This is a genomic window from Flavobacterium anseongense, from assembly GCF_021608185.1.
In the GTDB taxonomy this organism is placed as follows: Bacteria; Bacteroidota; Bacteroidia; order Flavobacteriales; family Flavobacteriaceae; genus Flavobacterium; species Flavobacterium anseongense.
In genome coordinates this window covers 83355-106686 of record NZ_JAKIHN010000004.1, presented here as the reverse complement: position 1 = coordinate 106686, position 23332 = coordinate 83355, and the positions used below count along the sequence as shown (strand labels likewise).

Genomic DNA, 23332 nt, shown 5'->3' with positions numbered 1-23332 from the left:
GCTTATAATGAGATGTGAATTACATAACTTAAAGCGATTTATGTGTAACATCTTTTATTTGATTTAATTGCAATTTTACACCAGCAATAATGCTCATGTTTAAGAATAACTAAAATACTAAAATTATGAAAACAATTAAATTATTAATGCTTGCCGCTTTGTTAGTATTGGCATTTAATACTCAGGCTCAGATAGTAAAAGTAGATAGACAATATGGACCAACGGTAGCTCCAAAATGGGCACCAAAAGCTCCGGCTACAACTCGCTACTATTATCTTCCTGATATTCAAACCTATTATGATGCACCGGCTCAACGTTATATCTATCAAAGTAATGGTACTTGGGTTCGTAGCGCAAACCTTCCAACCCGTTACAGAGGTTATGACTTATACAAAGGTCAAACTGTTTACTTAACAGATTATAAAGGAAAAACTCCATATACCTATTATAGTAAACATAAAGTAAAATATGTTGGAAAACCTTGGAAAGCAAATGGTCATGACAATGGTAACCATTATGGACAACTAAAAGGAAAAGGAAAACCAGTTGGTAAACATAATGGAAACGGGAATGGAAATGGAAACGGTAACGGAAAAGCAAAAGGTAAAGGAAAGAAATAAAATACAACTACATTTATTAAAAGCAAAGACTAACCTCTTTGCTTTTTTTATTGTAAAATTGCAAATATAAACGCACTGATAATCAATAACATATATAATATTTTTCTTAAAAAAAATAAAATAAAGTGCATTTCATCGATTTTTTAAGTATTTTGACAGTTATTTGTAGAATAAGTTCTATATCTTTGTCCTAATAATTTTTTATGTTTTGTAAAATGATTGTATCGTTTTTGTGCCCCAAAACTTAAAAGCAAAATGTCAAAATCATGAAATCATTAAAAAAACTATCACTAGTATTGTTTCTTTTCACTTGCTATTTATCAAGTGCACAGGATTCTAAAAATGATGATGTGTCATCGTTACCAATTGATTCTAAAACGAACTGCTATGTTCGTTACTATTATTTTCCAAACCTTGAAGCCTATTTTGATAATCTTGAATTAGTATATCATTATAAGGTAAACGGAAAATGGGAAAAAGCAGAAAATTTACCGACGAATTATGGCGGTTATTCCTTATACAATAAAGTAAGAGTTGCCATAACCGATTTTGATGGAGATGAACCATACCAACTTCTCAAAACCCATAAAAAAATGTATCCATACAATGCCAAAGGCAGATTTACAAATCAAACAGCTTCTGCTTCTACTGAGTAAAACGTATACTTCATTACATTAAAAACCTCTTATTTTCTTAAGAGGTTTTTTTGTGGAAAAGAAAGACTAAAAAACTGTTAAACTGAATACCATTCTCTGAACTCTGAAAACTAAAATTACTATATTTGAGCAATGGCAAACCATTTTCAATGAAACACTTTATACTATTCTCATTACTTATACTAAGCCTAAAAGGCATAGCGCAACAACCGGCTAAACCCAACGCAGTAGAACTATACAGTCAAATTCAAAAACTAAACTTCCTAGGTTCTGTCTTATACATTGCAGCGCATCCTGATGATGAAAACACAAGATTGATTGCTTATTTGTCTAATGATGTTAAAGCACAAACCGGATATTTATCATTAACTCGTGGAGATGGCGGACAAAACCTAATAGGTCCGGAACTGCGTGAACAACTTGGCGTAATCAGAACACAAGAACTTATTGAAGCCCGAAAAATCGATGGCGGCGTTCAATTCTTTTCGCGTGCCAATGACTTTGGTTTTTCTAAAAATCCGGATGAAACATTGCAAATTTGGGATAAAGAGCAAGTGCTGAGTGACATCATTTGGGTCATTCGTAAATTCCAACCCGATGTAATTATTAATCGTTTTGATCACCGATCACCGGGAACAACTCATGGTCATCATACATCCTCTGCTATGCTGAGTTATGAAGCTTTTGACAAAGTTAATGATGCGACTGTTTTTCCAAATCAATTACAAAGTACAACCACTTGGCAGCCTAAACGTTTGTTTTTTAATACATCTTGGTGGTTTTATGGCAGCAAAGAAAAGTTTGAAGCTGCCGATAAAAGCAATTTAAGCAAACTACAAATCGGAACCTATTACCAATCGCTTGGTAAATCTAATCAGGAAATTGCAGCGCTGAGTCGAAGTCGTCATCAGTCACAAGGCTTTGGTTCTACCGGAACTCGTGGCGAAGAAGATGAGTATTTGGAATTTCTAAAGGGCGATGCTCTCAAAGATAAAACCAACATTTTTGACGGAATTGATACAAGTTGGAACCGTGTGAAAGGCGGAAAAGCAATCGGAGACATTCTGTCTAATACAGAAAAGAATTTTGACTTTAAAAATCCGGCTGCTTCTATTCCGGAATTAGTTAAAGCTTACGATTTAATCCAAAAACTGGATGATGACCATTGGAAAGCTATCAAATCGGAAGAAATAAAAAAGATAGTTGCCGGTTGCGCTGGTTTATACCTTGAAGCGGTTACCGAGAATCAAGAAGCAACTCCGGGAAGTGCCATAAAAATAAAACTGGAAGCAATCAACAGAAGTACTGTCAAAATGAACCTGAATACTGTTCAGACATTTCCAAGTTCAATGACAATACAATCCGTAACCGAATTGACCAACAACAAATCCATTACCCGAAATATTGATGTTGAATTGCCAAATGATGAGCAATTCACGAATGCTTATTGGTTAAACCAAAAAGGAACCGAAGGCATGTATCGTGTAGACAATCAAGAAAATATTGGTAAAGCTGATGTATTGCGAAATGTCAAAGTTATTTTTATGATTGAAATAAACGGAGTAACAATTCCGTTTGAAAGAAATGTGGTTTACAAATACAACGATGACGTTAAAGGCGAAGTCTATCAACCGTTGGATATTATTCCAGCTGTGACATCAGCTTTCGCGGAGAAAGTTTATATTTTCAACAGCGATAGAGATAAGACTGTTACCGTAAAAGTAAAAGCCGGTAAAGACGCTGTTAACGGTAACATTAAATTAGATGTACCTGAAAGTTGGGAAGTTTCCCCAACTGAAATTCCTTTTTCCATAGATAAAAAAGGACAAGAAGTAGTAGCTGTTTTCAGTATTTCTCCATCTGAGGAAGCCAGTGAAATAAGCATCAAAAGTATTGTAAGCGTTGACGGTAAAACATTTGACCAAAACAAAATCGACATCAATTATCCGCATATCTATAAGCAAATGGTTTTGAAACCGGCGGAAGCAAAAGCCATTCGTCTGAAAATTAAAACCAAGAGTGAAAAGATTGCTTATATCATGGGTGCCGGAGATGAAGTTTCGAAAAGCTTAACGCAAATGGGTTATGAAGTTGACATCATCAAACCAGAGGAAATTTCAACTGAAAAACTCGTAAGCTATGATGTTGTTATGACCGGAATTCGAGCTTATAATACAGTAAACGCTTTAGCTTTTAAACAAAACATTTTATTGGATTTTGTAAAAAACGGCAAAACGATGATTGTACAATACAACACAACAGACGATTTGGTAACCAAAGACATGTCACCTTTCCCATTAAAAATTTCACGAGACAGAGTCACCGAAGAGAATGCTGAAGTTCGCTTTTTAGCTGCGAATCATAGAGTTTTAAACTATCCAAACAAAATTACTACTGAAGATTTCAAAGGCTGGAAACAAGAACAGGGGTTGTATTATCCAAGTGAATGGGATGCTGCCTTTACTCCTATTCTTTCATCCAATGACAAAGGTGAAAAACCAAAAAATGGTGCGCTGTTGATTGCCAAATACGACAAAGGAAATTATGTTTACACAGGCTTAAGTTTCTTTAGAGAATTACCCGAAGGTGTTTCGGGCGCTTTTAGATTATTGGCAAACATCATCGCAATCGGAAAATAATATGGAAAATAAAAAAACAACCGTCTGGAAGAACAGTTACACTTGGGTATTAGTGATTAATGCTATTTACATTATTATCTTTTTCATACTAATGCAATTATTCTTTTAAGCCATGCAACAACTCGACTGGATTGTCTTATCGGTAACGCTTTTATTTATTGTTTTCTATGGTGTGTATAAAACAAAAGGAAGCAAAAATGTAGAAGATTACATTCTTGGCAACAAAGAAACACCTTGGTGGACAGTTGGTCTTTCGGTAATGGCGACACAAGCCAGCGCAATAACGTTCCTTTCAACTCCGGGACAAGCCTATCATGACGGAATGGGATTTGTGCAATTCTATTTTGGACTGCCAATAGCAATGGTAGTTATCTCTATGACTTTTATTCCGATTTATCACAAGCTGAAAGTATTCACAGCTTATGAATATCTCGAACAACGATTTGATTTAAAAACGCGATCTTTTACTGCTATATTATTTCTTATCCAGCGAGGTTTAGGAACCGGTTTGACCATTTATGCACCGTCTATTATTTTGTCATCCATCTTAGGCTGGAATTTAACGATGCTCAATATTATCATTGGAATATTGGTTATTATTTACACTTTTGCCGGTGGAACTAAAGCAGTGAATGTTACCCAAAAACAACAGATGTTTGTAATCATGTTAGGTATGTTTGCTACTTTCTTTTTGATATTGCATTTGTTACCTAACGACATGACATTTTCTAATGCCATGCATATTGCCGGCGCCAATGATAAAATGAACATACTCGACTTTTCATTCGATCCAGAAAACAGATATACTTTTTGGAGTGGAATTACGGGTGGTTTTTTCCTTATGCTTTCTTATTTCGGAACAGATCAGTCGCAGGTTGGAAGATATTTATCCGGGAAGTCAGACAGAGAAAGTCAAATGGGTTTAATCATGAACGGCTTTCTGAAAGTGCCGATGCAGTTCTTTATTTTATTAACCGGCGTAATGGTTTTTGTGTTTTTTCAGTTTAATCCTGTACCGCTTAACTTTAATCCGGTTAATAAAGCTGCGATTGAAAAATCTCAATATGCAGCTGAATATCATTCACTAGAAAAACAATTAGCCCAATTATCCGAAGAAAAGAAAGAGTTTAACCTAATTTATATTGACCATCTTAACCAAGGTTACGACAATAAAATCCTGAGACAAAAATTAATATCACTTTCCGGAAAAGAAAAAGATTTACATGACGAAGCCAAAGTAATCATTAGTAAAGTTGATGAAAAAGCCGAAACCAATGATAAAGATTATGTGTTTATTTATTTCATTCTGAATTACCTGCCTTCGGGTTTAATCGGACTTTTGTTGGCTGTTATTCTTTCTGCCGCAATGTCATCTTCCGCCTCAGGATTAACCGCTTTGGCTTCCACCACTGCTATTGACATCTACAAAAGAAATATCAAAAAAGAAAAATCTGAAAAGCATTTTGTGAATGCTACAAAGGCTTTCACTTTGCTTTGGGGCGTAATTGCGATAGGTTTTGCCTGTGTTGGCACCTTGTTTGAAAACCTAATTCAGTTGGTAAACATCGTAGGTTCTATATTCTACGGAACAGTTTTAGGAGTTTTCCTTGTTGGTTTCTATATCAAATTTGTAAAAGCAAATGCTATTTTTTACAGCGCTGTTGTCAGTCAAATCACGATATTTTTTATCTACTATTACACCATTCACATCTATCCGAATGGTCAGGAAAAATTGGGTTATTTATGGCTGAATTTTATTGGTGCGTCGCTAACTGTAATCTTATCTATACTTTCTCAATTTGTCATAAAGGGAAAACAAAAAGTAATGACATAAAAAAACCACGATATCTTATACGGAAATCGTGGTCAGTTTTATTGAAACGAGAAAAAACTATTTTTTACTCCACTCTTTTATACTATCGTTATTCATCTTAACATAATCATCGTTTTTTGCTTTTGTTGCTCCGGCTAACGATAAATTTGCTGTGGCAATAGCTCCGGCTTTATCACCCAATTTAGCTTGAATTAATGATTTTTGACGTAAGTACCAAAACGGTGTATCAGCACCAGGTTTAGTCATTGAAGTCGCTTTGTTTATATATTCAAGTGCCTTATTCAAATCGCCATTGGATTGAAAAAGGTATTGTGCCGAAGAAAAATAATCTCCTGCTGTTGGTCCGGCCAATACTTTTTCGATGCTTGCCAAAGCAGCTTTTTGTGTTGGCACATCAAACTTTACAGAAACCATGGTTTTTTCCCAAGCAATATCTATTGTTGCACTATCGTTTGTTAAATTTCCAACCGAAACAGTAAACGATTCTACAGCATTGTTGAGCGCTTTAGGATCAACATTAACTAAAACAGCTACTTTATTAGCATCCCAATTATCCGGTGTTCCCCAATTATCAGTATCGGTATAGAAAACAACTTCCCACATATCCGCTTTTGGCGTTGTGAATAAAGCATATTTTCCTTTTTTTAGCGTAGTACCATTAATTACTACATCTTCGCTAAAAGAAACTGTAGTATTTGCATTGGCACCAGTTCTCCATAACTTGCCAAACGGAACTAAATCTCCAAAAATTACTCTTCCTTTAGCACTCGGACGAGAATAATCTATGGTTACATCTGTCAAACCAACAACTTGTGTTAGCGTAGCATGTGGACTTGATTGTGGGGTTTTTACTTGAGCGTTAAGGACATAACTAGCAATTATGGTTGCTAAAACGAAAATAATTCTTTTCATGAGTTGATGGTTTAGAAGTTTCCCAAATTTATAAATACTATGAATTGATGTGTGTTAAGAATAACTTAAATATTTTGTTTAATTTTTTACGATAATAATTAAACAAAAATTATTACTTTTACAAGAAAATACAATGAAGATTTATACCTTACATACCAAACAAAATTTACCCATTTCATTGGATGAGGCTTGGAAATTTTTGTCAAGTCCAAAAAATCTAAAAATAATAACTCCTGATTATATGGGATTTAAAACCCTTTCAGGAGACGAAAGGGATATGTTTGCCGGGCAAATAATTCAATATATCGTTACGCCGGTTTTTGGAATTCCAATGAAATGGGTTACTGAAATTACTCATGTCGTAGATAAAAAATACTTTGTAGACGAACAACGTTTCGGACCATACGCACTTTGGCACCACAAACATTTTCTAAAAGAAATTCCGGGCGGTGTTGAAATGGAAGACATTGTTGATTATAAAGTTCCGATGGGAATTTTGGGGCAAATCGTGCATCCGTTTTTGGTAAAACCAAAACTCGAGGAAATATTTGCTTATCGCAGACAAAAATTAGTAGAACTTTTTGGAGAATATAAAGAACAATAAGATGAAAAACTTACTATTAATTGGTGGCTCTTATGGTATTGGATATGAGTTAGCTAAAGAATTACAAAACGAAAACAATGTTTTTGTTGCTTCTCGAACCAATGAAAACTTGGCTAATTTAAACGTTACACATATTTCATTTGATGCCACAACAGATACGCTAGATAGTTCTAAATTACCGACTGTTATTGACGGATTGGTATATTGTCCGGGAAGTATTAATTTACGACCTTTTCGTGGACTAAAATTAGAAACATTTGAGAGTGATATGCAACTTAATTTCTTTTCGATGGTAAAAGTTATCCAGAGCATTTTACCACAATTGACTGCTTCAGAACAATCGAGTATTGTTTTATTTAGCACGGTTGCTGTAAAAATGGGAATGCCTTTTCACACTAGTGTTAGTGCTTCAAAAGGAGCAATCGAAGGATTTGCAAAAGCATTAGCGGCAGAATATGCTCCAAAAATTAGAGTAAACGTAATAGCACCATCATTGACGGATACCCCATTAGCAGATAAATTTTTAAGCAGTGAAGAGAAAAGAGAAAAGTCTGCACAACGCCATCCATTAAAACGATTTGGTACAACGGAAGACATTGCGCAAATGGCAAGTTTTCTTTTAAACGAAAGGAGTTCCTGGATTTCAGGTCAAATTTTTCATGTAGATGGAGGTATGTCAACCTTATTAGTAAATTCATAAAAATATTATTTTGTTATCTGTTTTTAAAACTCATAACTTACAACACATAACTTATAACTAAAATGAACCTATTCTGGTTTCGTCGCGATTTGCGGTTAGATGATAATGTTGGACTTTTTCACGCTTTAAACAGCGGAGAAGAAGTGTTGCCGATATTCATATTCGATGAAACTATTCTTTCTCAATTACCCAAAGACGATGCGCGTTTAACCTTTATTCACCAACAGTTAGAAAAAATACAAAATCAACTTCAAGAAATTGGAAAATCATTGGCAGTTTTTCACGGAAAACCAATTGATATTTTTAACAAACTCATTTCGGAAAATCAAGTTCAAATTGTTTTTACCAATCACGATTACGAACCTTATGCACGCAAAAGAGATTTAGAAATATACCATCTATTCAAAGATAATAACATCGAATTCAAAACGAGCAAAGACCAAGTCATCTTCGAAAAAAGTGAGGTCGTTAAGGATGACGGAACGCCATATGTTGTCTATACACCTTACTCTAATAAGTGGAAAGATAACTTTAGAAAAACTAAATTAATTCATTACAAATCAGAAGATTTACTAAATAAAATTACAGATCACTCCTATTCATTTTTGAGTTTGGAAGCTATTAGTTTTGAAACATCAAAAATCAAGGTTTCGTCCTATGATATTTCCGATACTTTAATCGATAATTATGAAGCAACGCGCAACTTTCCCGCACTGAATAAAACATCTTATCTTGGAATTTATCTACGATTTGGAGTAGTCTCGATTCGGAAGATGGTTGCCAAAGCAATCGAAAGTAAAAATGAAACCTTTCTAAAAGAATTGATTTGGCGTGAGTTCTTTATGCAAATTCTTTGGCATTTTCCACATACAGTTAATTCAAGTTTCCGTCCAAAATATGACGAAATCATTTGGGATAATAATGAAGAATTGTTTCAAAAATGGTGCGAAGGAAAAACCGGCTATCCTTTTGTAGATGCCGGAATGCGTGAACTCAACACAACCGGACACATGCACAATCGGGTTCGAATGATAGTGGCCAGTTTCCTTTGCAAACATTTATTAATCGATTGGCGTTGGGGCGAAACTTATTTTGCTTCAAAACTTTTAGATTACGAACAAGCAAGCAATGTGGGCAACTGGCAATGGGCAGCCGGAAGCGGTGTTGATGCTGCGCCCTACTTCAGAATATTCAATCCAACCGAACAAATCAAGAAGTTTGATAAAGATTTAGTCTACATCAAAAAATGGATTCCCGAATTGAATACTTTGGATTATCCAAATCCAATCGTAGATCACAAAGAAGCACGGGAAAAATGCCTGAGAGTTTATAAAATAGCCGTTGGATAAATTAATACTTTGAGAATAAATAGTTTATCCCTTTCTTTTAAACTACCTTTAGCATTCACTTAAAAAATATTACTATGAAAAAAATTGTCTTATGCATTGGATTGTTCTCGTTTTTAATGATAACATCTTGCGATAAAAAAGTAGAAAAAACGACCGAAACTATTGAAACCACAACTGTAGTTCAAGACACGGTTGTAAAAGAAGTTCCTGCTCAGGAAGAAGAGGAAGGAACATCTGTAAAAGTAAGCAATGACGGTGTTGACGTTGATAGTAAAGACGTAGATGTGGAAATCAAGAAATAAAACTTGACATCAAATCAAAAAAAAGCCAGTTCCTACTGGCTTTTTATATTTACAATCTTCTCAAAACTCAACTCCTTAAAATCACTAATTACCTTATCGGCAAGTGAATAATCCTGCATTTTAGAATGAAAACTATCGTAACCAATGCAATAAATTCCGGCTGCTTTGGCTGCCATTATTCCGTTGGTGCTATCTTCTATTACGATGCAATTTTCAACGAGCGTATTTGCTAGTTCAGCAGCTTTAAGAAAAATTGCAGGATGCGGTTTCGACTTTGGAAAATCTTCTCCGGAAACGATATGCGAGAAATACTTATACAGTCCAAAACGGTTGAAAATTCTATTAATAGTGACCTTTGCCGAAGATGAAGCTAATATCAATTGCATACCATTGCTGTGCAAATCTATTATCAAATCTTCAACGCCATCCAATAAATACAAATCTGTCTTACTGTCAAAAGCATCGTTAAACAAGTTCCGTTTGGTATCTACCAAAGTTTGCACATCTTCTGTCAAATTAAACTGGGCTTTTAAACGTTCGAAAATATTCTTGGTAGAATTGCCTGTAAACGAAGCATACATTTCGGGAGAAACATCAATATTTAGTTGCTTAAAGTGGGTGTTATAAGCATAATGGTGCACCGGTTCAGTGTCGACAATAACACCATCCATGTCGAAGATTACTGTTTTAATCATTAAAAGTTATGATTTATAAATTATGAGTTTTCTTATCCCTCAGATTTCTTTAATAAATATCGAATCACCGTCTCTGCAGCATACAAACCAAAAAGACAAGGCATATAACTGTTGGTTCCGTAAAAAGACCTTTTGTAATTGGTTCCGTCAGTCATTTTTAAGCTGCTGGAATCCTGTATTTCTGAAGAGTAGACAACTTTCAATTTATCGATATGAATCTTTTTTAAACGCTTTCTTATGGTCTTCGCCAAATGACAATGCGCTGTGTTTTTTATGTTAGCAACCTTTACCTTTGATGCATCCATCTTTCCTCCTGCTCCCATGCTCGAAATTACTTTGACGCGTTTTCTTTTGCAGGCAGCAATCAGATTTAGCTTTGGCGTTACACTATCAATACAGTCTAAAACATAATCAAAATCGGGAGTTACAATTTCTAAAGAACGTTCAGGAGAAAGAAACTCCTCTACTCGAGTTAAGTTCAGCTCGGGATTAATATCCATCAATCGATCACCAACAACATGAACTTTGGGCATGCCAACAGTTGAATGTAACGCAGGCAATTGTCGGTTGATATTTGTAATATCAACAACATCACCGTCAACAATGGTTAAATTTCCTACTCCGGCACGAGCCAAAAACTCAGCTGCAAACGAACCAACACCACCCAACCCAACGACCAAAACGTTAGCGTTTTTTAAATTGTTTAAACCTTCTGTTTTAAATAAAAGTTCAGCTCTTTCCTGCCACTTAGCCATCTTTAAGATTGTTAGATAATTAGATTTTTAAACATTTTTGAAGTGGCAAAAATAAGCAAAAATCATCAATCGTGTGATACAAACCATAGCCTTTTCGGAACTTATTGAAGCGACAGAAAGTTTTCATTAAAACCTTATAATCAGCAATTTGTTAACAACTTTCAATCGTCACTTTTATTTTTAGTAAGATAATTTGTAGATTTATTTTTCAAATTAATCAGACCTAACCAATCAATAAAATAAACAGCATGAAAATTAATTCTATTACTGATGCCCCAGTTTCGGAAAACGATCGAATCAAACTTATTGATGCCTTGCGTGGCGTTGCACTTTTGGGTATTTTATTGATGAATATTCCGGGATTTTCTATGCCTAATTATTCTTCAGAAGTCTATAAAAATGACCCGACCAACATCAACTTCTGGGTAAGCACCATTATTGGAGTTCTATTTGAAGGTAAGATGCGCGCCATGTTCAGTATGATTTTTGGAGCCGGCGTATTGCTTTTTATTGGCAAGAAAGTAAAAAACGGATTGTCAACTCATGGTTTGTTTTACCGCCGTATGTTTTGGCTGTTGCTGTTTGGATTAATTCATGCGCATTTAGTTTTATGGATTGGCGACATTCTATACCTCTATGCCGTTTGTGGAATGATTGTCTATTTGTTTCGAAACGTAAATCCAAAATACTTAGTGCTGGCAATTCCTTTAGTAGCTATAGTTGATTTTGGAATGGGAACTTATTTTTACCAAGGGCTTCGGGAAAAACGTCTCGATTATGTTGAAGCCAAAAAAGCACAGGACGAAAACAAAACGCTAACTGCCGAGCAAGAAAAAGCGCTGGTTACTTGGAGAGAAGTCGAGAAAAGCATGATTCCAAACCGTGAGGATGCTAAAGAAAATACCAAAAAAATGAAGTCCGATTACAGCACAGTAGCCAGCTATCTACGCCCAATGGCTTTTGATGGTCAGACGAAATACTTATTCTACGGAATCTGGGATTCCATCGCACTTATGCTGCTTGGTTTTGCGCTATATAAATGGGGATTCCTTACCGGAAATTGGTCCAATGACAACTACCGGAAAGTTATGCTAATCGGTTATGGCGTTGGACTTCCATTAGTAATATATAGTTCGTATCATTATTTTGTCACCTATTCTACTTTAGAAGCGAACCTCAAAAAAATGGAGACGGTTTCGATAGATTGGGTTAATTTAATTTATCCTTTTCAACGTATTTTATTGGTAATGGCGCATACCGCCGCAATCATTTTATTGTATAAATCAAAAGCAATACAAGGTGCTTTCCGTCGTCTTGAAGCCGTTGGACAAATGGCGTTTACCAATTACATCATGCACTCGATTATATGCACTTTGTTCTTCTTTGGTTATGGATTGAATTATTATGGCGTATTCGAATTTTATCAAATCTACTATGTCGCCTTTGCCATTTGGATTTTGCAATTGATTGTAAGTCCGATATGGTTGCGTCATTTTTATTTTGGACCACTGGAATGGCTTTGGCGTAGTTTAACGTATTGGAAATTACAACCTTTTAAAAGAGAAGAAAATTAGTATTTGACTTACTTTAGAATCGAATGTGTGATAGTTATCTATTAGATGTACGCAATTATTGGCGATTACATATAGGAACAAAATAAAAGTCCATACGGGAAATGCCGAAAACCGCATTTTTAAAAGATTAGGCAAATAAAATATTGTAAATATGAAATCAAAATTATTTTTATTATTTTTTATTTTTGAAAATTATTGTATTGCGCAAACACCTCAAGTCTATACAACATTTGACGGAGCAGTCCTTAATTTGTACAAGTATGAAGGAGTTAAAACAATGGTTTTGGCAAATTCTTCCTCCTTAAACCCTGCAACAATGAGTAACTGGGTTAATGCAATGGATGGTACCTATAATTTCTACATGTCATGTACCGGAAAGCAACCTTCTTTTCTTAATGCTACATACATCAATAACCGCTCAACAATTGCAAGAGTAAACTCTACCTGTGGTGCTGGTTGCGGATATCTTGGGGCAACTGGAATTGAATTACAGTCTGCTTACTTTGATGATTTTTATAATGATTTGCTAAACTATAATCAATACAGCCAAGAGCCTTTTTATGAATTTGGAAGGAACTTTTGGTTCTATACTAATAAACTACAATATACCTCAAATGATCCAATTGTTACAGGATATGCGGTATTTATGCGATTTATGGCAATGGAACATTTAGGATTACAAGGTTCAAATTTTGGAAGTTGGACATTTACCCAATTTCAAAACAATGTTAGGGGATTACTAGCCTCCTATATGGCTGATCCAAGTTTAAATTGGGCAAATACACTGGGAATAGGGCAAGGTGTTCCTGGCTCTTCTTTGGGTGGAACTGATTTGTTTGCATCTTTTTGTTGGTATTTGAAAGATACTTATGGTGAATGTTGGTTACAAAACGTATGGAAATATGCCGGAAAAAGAGTGGATAGGTTAACAACTCAAGATGCTGTGGATAACTTCATTATCGCTTCATCATTAGCTGCACGCACTAATTTAACCTCTTTATTTCAATTGTGGAGATGGCCGATTTCAAACAATGCAATAAATTATTTAAATTCATTTGACTACACAACAGCTTCTACTCCCATTGCAGCAACTTGTAACCCTTCCTCTATTAGCAATATAGGTAATGGTTTCGATATTGGTTTAAGAAATGTAACATTAGCAAATATGCTTTATAATTCCGCGGGATATACTGGTGATAACTATCAATATTATATAGACAATACCATATCTAGTACTAGTTGCCCAATGTATCCCCCAAAAGCAAATTTAAATGTCAACTCCTCCTATACCATTACTGTCACTACTGGTCCAGCTAACATTGAAAATGTACGAGGTTGGATTGATTTCAACAATAATGGGGTCTTTCAAAGTACAGAACTTGTAATAAACAGCGCAGGGACAACAAGTAATCAAACTCACACTGCTACCTTTTCCGTTCCTCTTTCTGCTGTGACTGACACCTCACTACGCATGAGATTGGCTTCTGATTATTATTCCGCTCAATTCCCGCTATCATGCGGTACTTTAGAATATGGGCAAACAGAAGATTTTATTATTTTTATTTCAAGTGCATTATCTACAATTGGTATAGAAAGTCCTTATTTAGAACTTTATCCTAACCCTGTAAAAAATGTGTTGGAGATTAAAACTGATGAGTTACCAAAATCTGTTAAATTTTATGATATGAGTGGGAGACTTTTAAAAAATTTGATAAATGTTTCAGCAGAAATAAATGTTTCAGACTTATCAGTAGGAACTTATATAATTGTTTTAGTAACAGGAAAAAATACTTATCGAAAAAAAATATTGAAAGAATAAATATGCCACAGCCGCGGTTTATAGTATCTATGAAGCCTTGGTACATTAAATTTAAAAACGTAAATTAAGTCCAATACCAAATGAAACACATAATCACTTTAATTTCTATACTTTACAGTATAAACTGTTTCTCCCAAACTCCAAATCCGGATTTATTCCAGACTTGGTATCTATACGATTACTACTCTACTGACGATAACATTCATCATCCGGTTTCAGTTATAACTCCTTCCATTTCACCCAATCTTACTTTTACAGAAGCATCATTGAGTTTTAGTGGGCAGGGAGCATGTAATTCATTTAACGGAAATTTTACTTCTCCATTTGATGATGTTGTGCAATTCAACAATTTTTCAGCTACGTTGCTTCTTTGCGGTTATTCTAGTCATACATCATTTGAAGGAGCTTATTTTTCCTTTTTGCAATCAGGGGGAGGACAGTATTTCATCTCAGGTGAAGGAGATAATATGTCGCTGGTTATTTCAACCCCAATATTTATGAATTATGTATTTGGAAATTCACAGCTTCACTCACCAAATTTTGAATTAGAACAAATAGCAATTTACCCAAACCCGGCTAAAGAGTTTGTTCATGTAAATGCCGGTCAATTAGCCATTTCCAAAATTCAAATCATCAATTCATTGGGGCAAAATATCAAAACTATAAACGATGATTTTGAAACTATAGCTACTGCTGATTTGACTACGGGAATTTACATTTTAAAAATGGACACCTCATTTGGAACGATAAACAAGAAAATTATTAAGGAGTGATAAAGCAGATAATGTGCATCAGGTCAAAAAACAATCTTCCAATTCCTTTCCACTTGCGCCTTCATTTCAGCTAAGGTCATGCCTTTATACTCAGCGGCTAAACTATAAACTTCTTCCAAAGTCTTTTCAACAGTATCAGTTTCAAGGAAGAATCTATCGTTTGGAATAGATTGAAAAACTTCTTTCATCTCTGGGTTTTGCAATAGGTATTTACCAAAAGATAAATAAAATCCGTTAGCAATAAGTTGTTTGGCGACTTGTTCATTTTTAGAAAACCCATGGATAACTATAGGCACAGAAATCTTCAAGCGTTTTTTGATTTCAAGAAGCTCATCAAAGGCAGCCACTAAATGCAACACCAGAGATTTTTGATACTTTTCAGCCAAAGCAATTTGCTTTTCAAAAACTTCAATTTGTAATCCCATCGGAACTTCAATACGTTTATCCAATCCACACTCGCCAAGAGCCAAACATTGTTTTAACCTAAGCTTCTCTTCTATGCAATTTAAATCACTTGCCAATCGATCCTCGCTTATATACCAAGGATGAATACCTATAGAATACTGTGGAATAGCGTTATCAAATTCCCATGGATATTGATTGACCAATTCCAAAACAGTAGCGTCGTTGGTAAATTTATGTGTATGTAAATTGTAAAATTGCATTAGTCATGAAACTTTTTGACACCAGCTAAAATTTCAATTTCCAAATCATTTTCAAGTGGCACAATCGGACAGGAATATTTATGATTGTAAGCACAATAAGGGTTGTATGCTTTATTAAAATCAATAGTTACCGTATCGCTTTTCGGAATTCTCATATCGATATAACGTCCGCCAATATAACTTTCTTTTCCACATGTTAAGTCTGAAAATGGCAGAAAAAGATAGTCGGCAAATCCTTCTTTTTTAATCAAATCAATATTCTGATACAGATTTAATTTAAATTCCTGACCGTCAAGGCTAAAAAACAATTGACCGTATTTCACATATTCCGGTGTACGCGTACCGGTAGTTTTCATCTTAAAGATTTTTTCATCGGGTGTACGGACAAATTTGGCTTCTACTATATACTTTTCATCTATTGGATAAAAATCCAAACCCTTGAAGGTCTTGAAATCTTCCTCAGTTAATGGACTTTCGTCCCTATCGCCATACTCTTTATTAAGTGTTTGTTGGAATTCTTTCGAAGATATTTCTTGGGCTGAAATCGTAACAATGTTCAGCAATAACAAAAGGAAAAGTATTTTTTTCATCGGACAGTTTTCAACAAAAATAGAATAAAAATTGTTTGCAAACTCAGAAACTTAGCGACACAGTAACTTTGTAACTTTGTAACTTTACCCTATCAACCAATCATCAATGCTCAAAACTGCCTTTCAACGCTACATCAATAACTTCAGAGGATTTAGGAGAGAAATTTGGATACTCGCGTTCATCACGTTTATCAATCGTGCCGGAACTATGGTGCTGCCATTTCTATCAAAATATTTAAAGGAAGATTTGCATTTTAGCTATAGTGAAGTCGGTTGGATAATGGTTTGTTTTGGAATCGGTTCTATTATTGGTTCGTGGCTTGGTGGCAAACTCTCTGACAAAATCGGATTTTATAAAATTATGATTTTTAGTTTGCTTACCAGCGGACTGATGTTTTTTGTGATACAATTCATTACCAGCTTTGTCGGTCTTTGCATTAGTATGTTTTTGATTATGGTCGTTGCCGATATGTATCGTCCTGCCATGTTTGTATCAATTGGTGCTTATGCCAAACCCGAAAATAGAACCCGGGCATTGACTTTAGTTCGACTGGCTATAAATCTTGGTTTTGCTGCAGGTCCGGCTCTAGCAGGATTAATTATTATGAGTATTGGCTATCGTGGCTTGTTTTGGGTTGATGGGGCAACTTGTATTATTGCCATTCTCATTTTTTGGATAAAAGTAAAAGAAAAGAAAAAAAGTGTTTTCACCGACAAAGAACATCCGAGTGAAGTGCTTACCCATTCTGTATTTAAAGACAAACCATTTTGGATTTTCCTCTTTACGTGTTTGGTTTCGGGTATTTTGTTTTTTCAGGTATTCACCACGATTCCGTTGTATCACAGAGAGCAATTTAATCTATCCGAGTTTCAAACAGGTTTGCTTTTGACCATGAATGGCCTGATGATTTTCTTCCTCGAAATGCCGCTTGTAAGTTATGTAGAACGGCATAAAATAAGTAAAGTCAAAGTAGTAACAATGGGCTGTTTCTTAATGGCAATCAGTTTATTTCTGATGCTAATCAATACTTGGGCTGGAGTTTTAGTCATAATGATGCTGTTTATGACTGTTGGCGAAATGTTTGCTTTTCCTTTTTCGAATTCGGTTGCTTTAAGTCGGGCACCAAAAGGCCATGAAGGAAGATACATGGCAATTTATACCATGAGTTATAGTTTGGCTCACATATTTAGCTCTAAAGTTGGTATGGAAATCATCGAATATTGGGGCTATCAAGTCAACTGGTTCGTTATGGGAATCCTTGGTTTACTTGGAGTCATTTCTGGTATTTGGGTTTTTCGTTTGATTCAGATGGAACATAAAATACTATAAATCAAATCCTTAAACAATAATTCCGCCTTTTAAACCTTAAAAAATAGTTAAATAACTATAAATATAGTTGTGTAACTAAAAAAATAGTTATAGTTTTGATTTCAAATTAAAGAACTATGCAAAAGTTAACCAACAAGGAAGAAGAAATCATGCAAATTTTATGGAAGCTGAAAAAAGCTTTTGTAAAAGAAGTTATGGCAGAAATCACCGAAGATCAACCTCATTACAATACACTTTCAACCATTATAAGAAATTTAGAAGACAAAGGTTTTGTTTCCCACAATGCTTTTGGAAACACACATCAGTATTTTCCAAAAGTAAAAATGGAAGACTACAGAAAACGCTTTATGAATACTGCTATTGACAATTATTTTAATAGTTCGTATAAAAATATGGTATCCTTTTTTGCGGAAGAAGAAAAGATTTCTGCTGAGGAATTACGAGAAATTTTAGCAATTATAGAAAATAAGAAGTAATATGGAATCAGTATTCATTTATCTTTTAAAATCCAGCGGACTGATTGCCGTTTTCTATTTGGCCTATCATTTTTTGGTTCGAAAGGAAACGTTTTTCAACAGCAATCGTTGGTTTTTATTAAGTGGTTTAGTCACTTCACTCCTATTGCCATTCTTTTTTATCAAGAAAATCATACTGGTTGAAAGACCTAAAATATCCATGGAAGATTTAGTTGCCTACTCGCAACAATCTACTAAAACAATACAAGATGTTCCTGTTGTTGAAGCATTTGATTGGATGCAACTTATTTGGGTTAGTTATGTCCTTATTGCCTGCGCATTAGTGATTAAAATTGTTTTCAATTTTACTTCGCTTTATCGAATGCTTTATCAACAGCAAGTCATTAGAAAAGAGAAGTTTAAGCTAGTTAATTTAAATGAAAATATAGCACCTTTTTCCTTCTTTAACTATATCGTTTACAACTCTGATTTGTATTCAAACGATGAGCTGCAAAGCATCTTATTACACGAAAAAATCCACAGCCAGGAAAAACATTCGATTGATGTTTTGGTTGTTAAATTGTTCTGTATAGTGTTTTGGTTTAATCCGTTTGTTTGGCTTTACAAAAAAGCAATAACTCAAAATTTAGAATACATCGCCGACCAAAAAGCCATCGAACAATTGGAAGACAAAAAGTCTTATCAAAGAGCTTTATTAAAAGTAGTTTCTCATCAAAGCTGCTTATCAATAACCAATAATTTTTATCAATCATTAATCAAAAAACGAATCGTTATGTTAAACAAAAATCAATCGCACAAAAGAAATTCATGGAAGTATGCCCTAATTATTCCGGCATTAATTGGCTTTGTCTTTTTATTCCAGATAAAAACCATTGCCCAGGAAAAAGAAGCGCAAACCTTTGCCAGAAGAATTCAGGACAGAAATGAAATCCGTCTCGTTGTTGACAAGAATTCTACTGACGCTGAATTGAAAAAAGAAGCTGCCTTATTAAAGGAAAAGCACGGTATTACACTAAAATGTTCTAAAATAAAAAGAAATAGTGCCGGCGAAATCACGGGAATAAAAGTAGAATATAAAGACAAAGAGGGTAACAAGGGCGTTTCTCAGGTTGACGGAAAAGAACCAATAAAACCAATTCAATTCTTCAAAAACAACAACAATATTGGTTTCGGAAGTCCAAAGCAAGTAAGAATCTTCACTAACGGAAGAAATGAAGACAGAATCATCGAACTCGCTACAGAAGACAGTGCCAGAGTTGCCGACAACTTCGATTTCAATTTTGATTTTGATATTGAGACACCGAAAGCACCAGAAGCACCAGAAGCAGCTGAAGCACCAGAGCCTGCTGAAGCACCGTTTCCTAAACATTTTTGGAATGACTCTGATACAGAAACCAAAATAATTGTCAAAAAGGATGGTTCAAAACCTTTAGTAATCCTGAATGGAAAAGTAATCGAAGGTGACGAAAGTGTTATCAGCAAAAAAGAATTAGACGAATTAATAAATTCCTCAAGTAAAAGCAGCGATAGCGATGCACGAATCATTATCAATGGAAAGGATGTGATGAAAATCAGAACTGACGCCATGGCAAATGCAAAAATTCAAATGAAAAGACTTAAACCAATGATGGAAAAGCAAATTAAAATTGCTAACGGTGATTGGAAAAAAGTGCAAGAAGCAATGGAAAAAGCTAAACCGGAAATAGAAAGAGCCAGACGTGAAATGGATGCTTCCAAACCAGAGATGGAAAAAGCAAAAGCCGAAATGCTAAAGGCCAAAGAAGAAATGCTAAAAGCAAAAGCCGAGATGGATGCGGCTAAAGTTGAACTCGAAAAAGCAAGAGCCGAACTCAAGAATCAGAAAAAATAGTTAAAAAATTGCAAAAGCTTTTTTTCAAAAAAATGAAACTTTTTAAGTTTGTTATCCAATAATTAGTAAACATTCATAAACCTTTTTTAATTTTTAATGTTATGAAAACCAGATTGTTTTATTCGCTGTTATTCATCGTAGTATTTCAATTTACATTACTTGCGCAGGACAAAAAATCAACTGATTCATCAGATAAAAAGTCCTTTGACAATATTTACATGACGTGGAATAAAGACACGCCTGAAAGTGAAATGAATGATGACATCAAGGCTTTAAAAGAACATGGTGTGACTATCTCCTATTCGGATATAAAACGCAACAGCAAAGGAGAAATCACTGCTATTAAAGTGGAATACGCTGACATCAACGGAAGCAACGGCAGTATGTCATTAAACAGTCCAAAACCTATTAACACTATAAAAATCTACAAGCAGGATGATGAAGTAGGATTTGGCGAGCCAAGCGGTTCTGATTTTATTAACGGAAACAACTTCGCTTATGGCTTTAATCCGAATGATATGATGAAGGGATTTCAGTTTAATGGCAATGAAGATGGTTTACCAGGGCAGCAATATCATTTTGAATTTCCAAACGGGAATGCCTTTGGAGAATCAAACTCTAAAATAATTATTAAAAAAGATGGTAAAAAGCCGTTGGTGATTGAGAACGGAAATGTTGTTGAAGGAGGCGATGATTATACCAAAGAAGAACTAGAGCAAATCAAGAAAGACAATAAAGTGGAGTCTTTCAGCAGCCATAGTAAAGCGTTTGGAAATATGGACATAGAAAAACAAATGAAAAAAATGCAGGAACAAATTGACCAAATGATGTCTCAGCAACCTTTTTCCAATTCACAAAAAGAAAAATCAGATGTTGAAAGCACTACTGAAGAAATGAAAAAAGCTACTGAAGAAATGAAAAAAGCAAAAGCCGAAATGGAAAAGGCTAAGAAAGAACTTCAGAATGCCAAATCAAGTTTAAAAACTCAAAAAGCATAAATAAAAAGGCCGCTAATTCAGCGGTCTTTTTTATTTTTACAAAAACTATTTATTGATGTACAAACTATTAGCCAAACTAAACAAACTCCTCTTACCCAGCTTTACCAAACAACAATTGGATTTAAGTAAAGCCAAAAAATGGCAAATGGCTATTATTGGCTGGCGTTATTATGTAACTACACGGGCATTAAAAACAAAATAAATTTCGGTATTCATTTGGGAATTTAATTGTATTACCTATATTTGCACCCACAAAAAAGGCCTCGTGGCGCAACTGAATAGCGCATCTGATTACGGCTCAGAAGGTTACAAGTTTGAATCTTGTCGAGGTCACTTTAAAAATAAAAAGCTCTCACAATTATGAGAGCTTTTTTATTTGTATCTACTGCTGTTTCCTATTCAGGATAACAATAAAAAATTATTAGTTTTACTTTCCAAAAAACACCATATGCACTCAGATTACCTAATTGACCAAAAATTTGAAGACATCTTCTTTCTCGAAGCCGATATCAAATACAAAGAATATGAAAACTGTACCTTTCATAACTGCGATTTCACCGATTGCACTTTTCAAAGTGTGGCTTTTATAGATTGTAATTTCTTTGATTGCAATTTTAACGATACCAAAATAAATTATGTTTCCTTACGTGGTGTGCAGTTTACCAAATGTAATTTCACCAATGTAAACTTCGCAATGACAGATCAGGTGATTTATGAATTCAACTTTAAAGATTGTTTGTTGGATTATGCCAAATTCTATGCACTTAAACTCAAGAAAATGCAGTTCATCAATTGCAGTATGATTTCGGTAGATTTTATGGCAAGCGATTTAACCGAAGCTGTGTTTGATAATTGTAATCTGAGAAGAGCTGTTTTTATTGACACCATTGCCAACAAAACGGATTTCTATACAAGTTATGATTATATCATTGACCCTGAAAAAAACAAACTAAAGAAAGCTGTTTTCTCAACAGATGGTTTAAAAGGTCTTTTAGAAAAGTATAATTTGGTTATTAAAGATTAAAAATTACTTCGTAAACACTCGGTTTTCCTGTTCTATAACTCTGATAAACGTAGTTCGTTTGGTTAGTTCTTTGAGTTTTGAAGCTCCGACATAAGTGCATGTGCTTCTAATTCCACCTAGAATATCATGTAGCGTATTAATTACATCGCCTTTGAATGGTACCTGAACTGTTTTTCCTTCGCTGGCGCGATATTCGGCCACACCGCCAACGTGTTTTTTCATAGCTGTTTCCGAACTCATTCCGTAAAACTGCTTAAACTTTTCACCATTTATTTCTAAAGTTTTTCCACCACTTTCGGTGTGACCAGCTAACATTCCGCCAAGCATCACAAAATCGGCACTGGCACCAAAAGCTTTGGCCACATCACCCGGAGTTGTGCATCCACCATCGCTGATGATATGTCCGCCAAGTCCGTGAGCCGCATCGGCACATTCAATAATAGCAGAAAGCTGCGGATAACCAACACCCGTTTTTACTCTTGTCGTACAAACAGAACCCGGACCAATGCCTACTTTAACTATATCGGCACCTTCTAAAAGTAGTTCTTCCACCATTTCACCGGTAACAACATTTCCTGCAATAATTACCTTGTTAGGATATTGTTTTCGCGCTTGACGCAGGAATTGAACAAAGTGTTCCGAATAACCATTGGCAACATCAATACAAATGAATTTTAGCTGTGGATTGTGTTCGAATATTTCGGCAATTTTCTTGAAATCATTCTTTCCGGTTCCTGTGCTTACCGCAATATAATCGCTTATATCGCTTGGAGCCGATTTTATAAAATCATTCCATTGTTGAACCGTATAATGTTTGTGAATGGCTGTAAACAGTTTTTCTTTGGCTAAAGCCATTGCCATTTCGAAAGTACCGACCGTATCCATATTGGCAGCCATAATCGGAACTCCTGTCCAGGTAATAGTACTGTGCAGAAACTTAAATTCGCGTTCCAGACTCACTTGTGCTCTACTATTTAAAGTGGAACGTTTCGGGCGAATCATCACATCTTTAAATCCCAGTTTTATATCCGTTTCAATTCTCATTTTGCTAAAATTCTATTGATTCAAATATAGAATTAAGATGCAAAAAGCGGGTGAATTTATTCAAAAAGTAATCAGTAATTTATCAACAGTAATTTGTTAAAAG

General features: G+C 34.8%; 23 protein-coding genes and 1 tRNA gene. 18 read left to right on the top strand and 6 right to left on the bottom strand.

What is annotated here, in order from left to right:
• The first annotated feature begins 125 nt into the window (after window positions 1-125).
• The 4 genes from L1S35_RS07375 to L1S35_RS07360 all read left to right on the top strand — a co-directional run bounded on the left by L1S35_RS07375 (window position 126) and on the right by L1S35_RS07360 (window position 5749).
• On the top strand, window positions 126-620 hold the full coding sequence (locus L1S35_RS07375; protein ID WP_236398658.1) for a hypothetical protein: 495 nt from the start codon (window positions 126-128) through the stop codon (window positions 618-620).
• 266 nt (window positions 621-886) lie between these two features.
• Window positions 887-1276 carry a hypothetical protein gene (locus L1S35_RS07370; RefSeq protein ID WP_236398655.1) on the top strand — a complete coding sequence of 130 codons (390 nt, stop codon included), beginning with the start codon at window positions 887-889 and terminating at the stop codon, window positions 1274-1276.
• Window positions 1277-1425: 149 nt separating this feature from the next.
• Window positions 1426-3915, top strand: a complete 2490-nt coding sequence (locus tag L1S35_RS07365; RefSeq protein ID WP_236398651.1) for a PIG-L family deacetylase — start codon at window positions 1426-1428, stop codon at window positions 3913-3915.
• 112 nt (window positions 3916-4027) lie between these two features.
• Window positions 4028-5749: a sodium:solute symporter family protein gene (locus L1S35_RS07360; protein ID WP_236398648.1), complete on the top strand. Its 1722-nt coding sequence runs from the start codon at window positions 4028-4030 to the stop codon at window positions 5747-5749.
• Between the two features lie 57 nt (window positions 5750-5806).
• Here the strand turns inward: L1S35_RS07360 and L1S35_RS07355 are convergent, their stop codons facing one another.
• A complete protein-coding gene (locus L1S35_RS07355) occupies window positions 5807-6661 on the bottom strand; it encodes a DUF2911 domain-containing protein (RefSeq protein WP_236398645.1) in 855 nt (284 codons plus the stop codon).
• Between the two features lie 133 nt (window positions 6662-6794).
• On the opposite strand from L1S35_RS07355, the gene L1S35_RS07350 reads away from it, so the two are divergent.
• The 4 genes from L1S35_RS07350 to L1S35_RS07335 all read left to right on the top strand — a co-directional run bounded on the left by L1S35_RS07350 (window position 6795) and on the right by L1S35_RS07335 (window position 9616).
• Window positions 6795-7265, top strand: coding sequence for an SRPBCC family protein (locus L1S35_RS07350; protein ID WP_236398642.1), 471 nt, complete (start codon window positions 6795-6797; stop codon window positions 7263-7265).
• A gap of 1 nt (window position 7266) precedes the next feature.
• On the top strand, window positions 7267-7965 hold the full coding sequence (locus L1S35_RS07345) for an SDR family NAD(P)-dependent oxidoreductase (RefSeq protein WP_236398639.1): 699 nt from the start codon (window positions 7267-7269) through the stop codon (window positions 7963-7965).
• A 62-nt stretch (window positions 7966-8027) separates the two neighbouring features.
• Window positions 8028-9314, top strand: a complete 1287-nt coding sequence (locus tag L1S35_RS07340; protein ID WP_236398636.1) for a cryptochrome/photolyase family protein — start codon at window positions 8028-8030, stop codon at window positions 9312-9314.
• 74 nt (window positions 9315-9388) lie between these two features.
• Complete coding sequence (locus L1S35_RS07335) at window positions 9389-9616, top strand: hypothetical protein (RefSeq protein ID WP_236398633.1); 228 nt, start codon at window positions 9389-9391, stop codon at window positions 9614-9616.
• 32 nt (window positions 9617-9648) lie between these two features.
• Here L1S35_RS07335 and L1S35_RS07330 read toward each other — a convergent pair whose 3' ends face one another.
• On the bottom strand, window positions 9649-10311 hold the full coding sequence (locus L1S35_RS07330; protein WP_236398630.1) for an HAD family hydrolase: 663 nt from the start codon (window positions 10309-10311) through the stop codon (window positions 9649-9651).
• A 32-nt stretch (window positions 10312-10343) separates the two neighbouring features.
• Window positions 10344-11066 carry a tRNA threonylcarbamoyladenosine dehydratase gene (locus tag L1S35_RS07325; protein ID WP_236398627.1) on the bottom strand — a complete coding sequence of 241 codons (723 nt, stop codon included), beginning with the start codon at window positions 11064-11066 and terminating at the stop codon, window positions 10344-10346.
• Between the two features lie 248 nt (window positions 11067-11314).
• On the opposite strand from L1S35_RS07325, the gene L1S35_RS07320 reads away from it, so the two are divergent.
• The 3 genes from L1S35_RS07320 to L1S35_RS07310 all read left to right on the top strand — a co-directional run bounded on the left by L1S35_RS07320 (window position 11315) and on the right by L1S35_RS07310 (window position 15232).
• Window positions 11315-12640: a DUF418 domain-containing protein gene (locus L1S35_RS07320; RefSeq protein ID WP_236398623.1), complete on the top strand. Its 1326-nt coding sequence runs from the start codon at window positions 11315-11317 to the stop codon at window positions 12638-12640.
• A gap of 151 nt (window positions 12641-12791) precedes the next feature.
• Entirely contained in the window at window positions 12792-14459 is a 1668-nt protein-coding gene (locus tag L1S35_RS07315) for a T9SS type A sorting domain-containing protein (protein ID WP_236398620.1), read from the top strand.
• Between the two features lie 80 nt (window positions 14460-14539).
• The gene (locus L1S35_RS07310) at window positions 14540-15232 is read left to right on the top strand and encodes a T9SS type A sorting domain-containing protein (RefSeq protein WP_236398615.1); all 693 of its coding nucleotides are present in this window, start codon (window positions 14540-14542) and stop codon (window positions 15230-15232) included.
• A 23-nt stretch (window positions 15233-15255) separates the two neighbouring features.
• Here L1S35_RS07310 and L1S35_RS07305 read toward each other — a convergent pair whose 3' ends face one another.
• Together L1S35_RS07305 and L1S35_RS07300 are read right to left on the bottom strand one after the other, a co-directional pair.
• The gene (locus L1S35_RS07305; protein ID WP_236398612.1) at window positions 15256-15897 is read right to left on the bottom strand and encodes a TatD family hydrolase; all 642 of its coding nucleotides are present in this window, start codon (window positions 15895-15897) and stop codon (window positions 15256-15258) included.
• On the bottom strand, window positions 15897-16487 hold the full coding sequence (locus tag L1S35_RS07300; RefSeq protein WP_236398609.1) for a DUF1684 domain-containing protein: 591 nt from the start codon (window positions 16485-16487) through the stop codon (window positions 15897-15899). The genes L1S35_RS07305 and L1S35_RS07300 overlap by 1 nt, the downstream gene beginning before the upstream one ends.
• A 106-nt stretch (window positions 16488-16593) precedes the next feature.
• On the opposite strand from L1S35_RS07300, the gene L1S35_RS07295 reads away from it, so the two are divergent.
• From L1S35_RS07295 to L1S35_RS07265, 7 genes are all read left to right on the top strand, one after another.
• Complete coding sequence (locus L1S35_RS07295; protein WP_236398606.1) at window positions 16594-17817, top strand: MDR family MFS transporter; 1224 nt, start codon at window positions 16594-16596, stop codon at window positions 17815-17817.
• A gap of 116 nt (window positions 17818-17933) precedes the next feature.
• Window positions 17934-18293 (top strand): BlaI/MecI/CopY family transcriptional regulator, encoded by a 360-nt coding sequence (locus tag L1S35_RS07290; protein ID WP_236398604.1) that lies wholly within the window; start codon window positions 17934-17936, stop codon window positions 18291-18293.
• A gap of 1 nt (window position 18294) precedes the next feature.
• Window positions 18295-20163 carry a M56 family metallopeptidase gene (locus L1S35_RS07285; protein ID WP_236398601.1) on the top strand — a complete coding sequence of 623 codons (1869 nt, stop codon included), beginning with the start codon at window positions 18295-18297 and terminating at the stop codon, window positions 20161-20163.
• A 101-nt stretch (window positions 20164-20264) separates the two neighbouring features.
• On the top strand, window positions 20265-21161 hold the full coding sequence (locus tag L1S35_RS07280; protein WP_236398598.1) for a coiled-coil domain-containing protein: 897 nt from the start codon (window positions 20265-20267) through the stop codon (window positions 21159-21161).
• 55 nt (window positions 21162-21216) lie between these two features.
• Window positions 21217-21363: an SsrA-binding protein gene (locus L1S35_RS07275; RefSeq protein WP_236398595.1), complete on the top strand. Its 147-nt coding sequence runs from the start codon at window positions 21217-21219 to the stop codon at window positions 21361-21363.
• A gap of 57 nt (window positions 21364-21420) precedes the next feature.
• Window positions 21421-21494: transfer RNA gene (locus L1S35_RS07270), tRNA-Arg, on the top strand.
• A gap of 115 nt (window positions 21495-21609) precedes the next feature.
• The gene (locus tag L1S35_RS07265) at window positions 21610-22185 is read left to right on the top strand and encodes a pentapeptide repeat-containing protein (RefSeq protein ID WP_236398592.1); all 576 of its coding nucleotides are present in this window, start codon (window positions 21610-21612) and stop codon (window positions 22183-22185) included.
• Between the two features lie 3 nt (window positions 22186-22188).
• On the opposite strand, the gene L1S35_RS07260 is transcribed toward L1S35_RS07265, so the two are convergent.
• The gene (locus L1S35_RS07260) at window positions 22189-23229 is read right to left on the bottom strand and encodes a GMP reductase (RefSeq protein WP_236398589.1); all 1041 of its coding nucleotides are present in this window, start codon (window positions 23227-23229) and stop codon (window positions 22189-22191) included.
• Window positions 23230-23332 lie beyond the last annotated feature (103 nt).

What these genes read in the sequence shown, in the direction of transcription:
- L1S35_RS07375 (WP_236398658.1), top strand. Translation starts at nt 126, where the DNA reads ATGAAAACAATTAAATTATTAATGCTTGCCGCTTTGTTAGTATTGGCA.
- L1S35_RS07370 (WP_236398655.1), top strand. Translation starts at nt 887, where the DNA reads ATGAAATCATTAAAAAAACTATCACTAGTATTGTTTCTTTTCACTTGC.
- L1S35_RS07365 (WP_236398651.1), top strand. Translation starts at nt 1,426, where the DNA reads ATGAAACACTTTATACTATTCTCATTACTTATACTAAGCCTAAAAGGC.
- L1S35_RS07360 (WP_236398648.1), top strand. Translation starts at nt 4,028, where the DNA reads ATGCAACAACTCGACTGGATTGTCTTATCGGTAACGCTTTTATTTATT.
- L1S35_RS07355 (WP_236398645.1), bottom strand. Translation starts at nt 6,661, where the DNA reads ATGAAAAGAATTATTTTCGTTTTAGCAACCATAATTGCTAGTTATGTC.
- L1S35_RS07350 (WP_236398642.1), top strand. Translation starts at nt 6,795, where the DNA reads ATGAAGATTTATACCTTACATACCAAACAAAATTTACCCATTTCATTG.
- L1S35_RS07345 (WP_236398639.1), top strand. Translation starts at nt 7,267, where the DNA reads ATGAAAAACTTACTATTAATTGGTGGCTCTTATGGTATTGGATATGAG.
- L1S35_RS07340 (WP_236398636.1), top strand. Translation starts at nt 8,028, where the DNA reads ATGAACCTATTCTGGTTTCGTCGCGATTTGCGGTTAGATGATAATGTT.
- L1S35_RS07335 (WP_236398633.1), top strand. Translation starts at nt 9,389, where the DNA reads ATGAAAAAAATTGTCTTATGCATTGGATTGTTCTCGTTTTTAATGATA.
- L1S35_RS07330 (WP_236398630.1), bottom strand. Translation starts at nt 10,311, where the DNA reads ATGATTAAAACAGTAATCTTCGACATGGATGGTGTTATTGTCGACACT.
- L1S35_RS07325 (WP_236398627.1), bottom strand. Translation starts at nt 11,066, where the DNA reads ATGGCTAAGTGGCAGGAAAGAGCTGAACTTTTATTTAAAACAGAAGGT.
- L1S35_RS07320 (WP_236398623.1), top strand. Translation starts at nt 11,315, where the DNA reads ATGAAAATTAATTCTATTACTGATGCCCCAGTTTCGGAAAACGATCGA.
- L1S35_RS07315 (WP_236398620.1), top strand. Translation starts at nt 12,792, where the DNA reads ATGAAATCAAAATTATTTTTATTATTTTTTATTTTTGAAAATTATTGT.
- L1S35_RS07310 (WP_236398615.1), top strand. Translation starts at nt 14,540, where the DNA reads ATGAAACACATAATCACTTTAATTTCTATACTTTACAGTATAAACTGT.
- L1S35_RS07305 (WP_236398612.1), bottom strand. Translation starts at nt 15,897, where the DNA reads ATGCAATTTTACAATTTACATACACATAAATTTACCAACGACGCTACT.
- L1S35_RS07300 (WP_236398609.1), bottom strand. Translation starts at nt 16,487, where the DNA reads ATGAAAAAAATACTTTTCCTTTTGTTATTGCTGAACATTGTTACGATT.
- L1S35_RS07295 (WP_236398606.1), top strand. Translation starts at nt 16,594, where the DNA reads ATGCTCAAAACTGCCTTTCAACGCTACATCAATAACTTCAGAGGATTT.
- L1S35_RS07290 (WP_236398604.1), top strand. Translation starts at nt 17,934, where the DNA reads ATGCAAAAGTTAACCAACAAGGAAGAAGAAATCATGCAAATTTTATGG.
- L1S35_RS07285 (WP_236398601.1), top strand. Translation starts at nt 18,295, where the DNA reads ATGGAATCAGTATTCATTTATCTTTTAAAATCCAGCGGACTGATTGCC.
- L1S35_RS07280 (WP_236398598.1), top strand. Translation starts at nt 20,265, where the DNA reads ATGAAAACCAGATTGTTTTATTCGCTGTTATTCATCGTAGTATTTCAA.
- L1S35_RS07275 (WP_236398595.1), top strand. Translation starts at nt 21,217, where the DNA reads ATGTACAAACTATTAGCCAAACTAAACAAACTCCTCTTACCCAGCTTT.
- L1S35_RS07265 (WP_236398592.1), top strand. Translation starts at nt 21,610, where the DNA reads ATGCACTCAGATTACCTAATTGACCAAAAATTTGAAGACATCTTCTTT.
- L1S35_RS07260 (WP_236398589.1), bottom strand. Translation starts at nt 23,229, where the DNA reads ATGAGAATTGAAACGGATATAAAACTGGGATTTAAAGATGTGATGATT.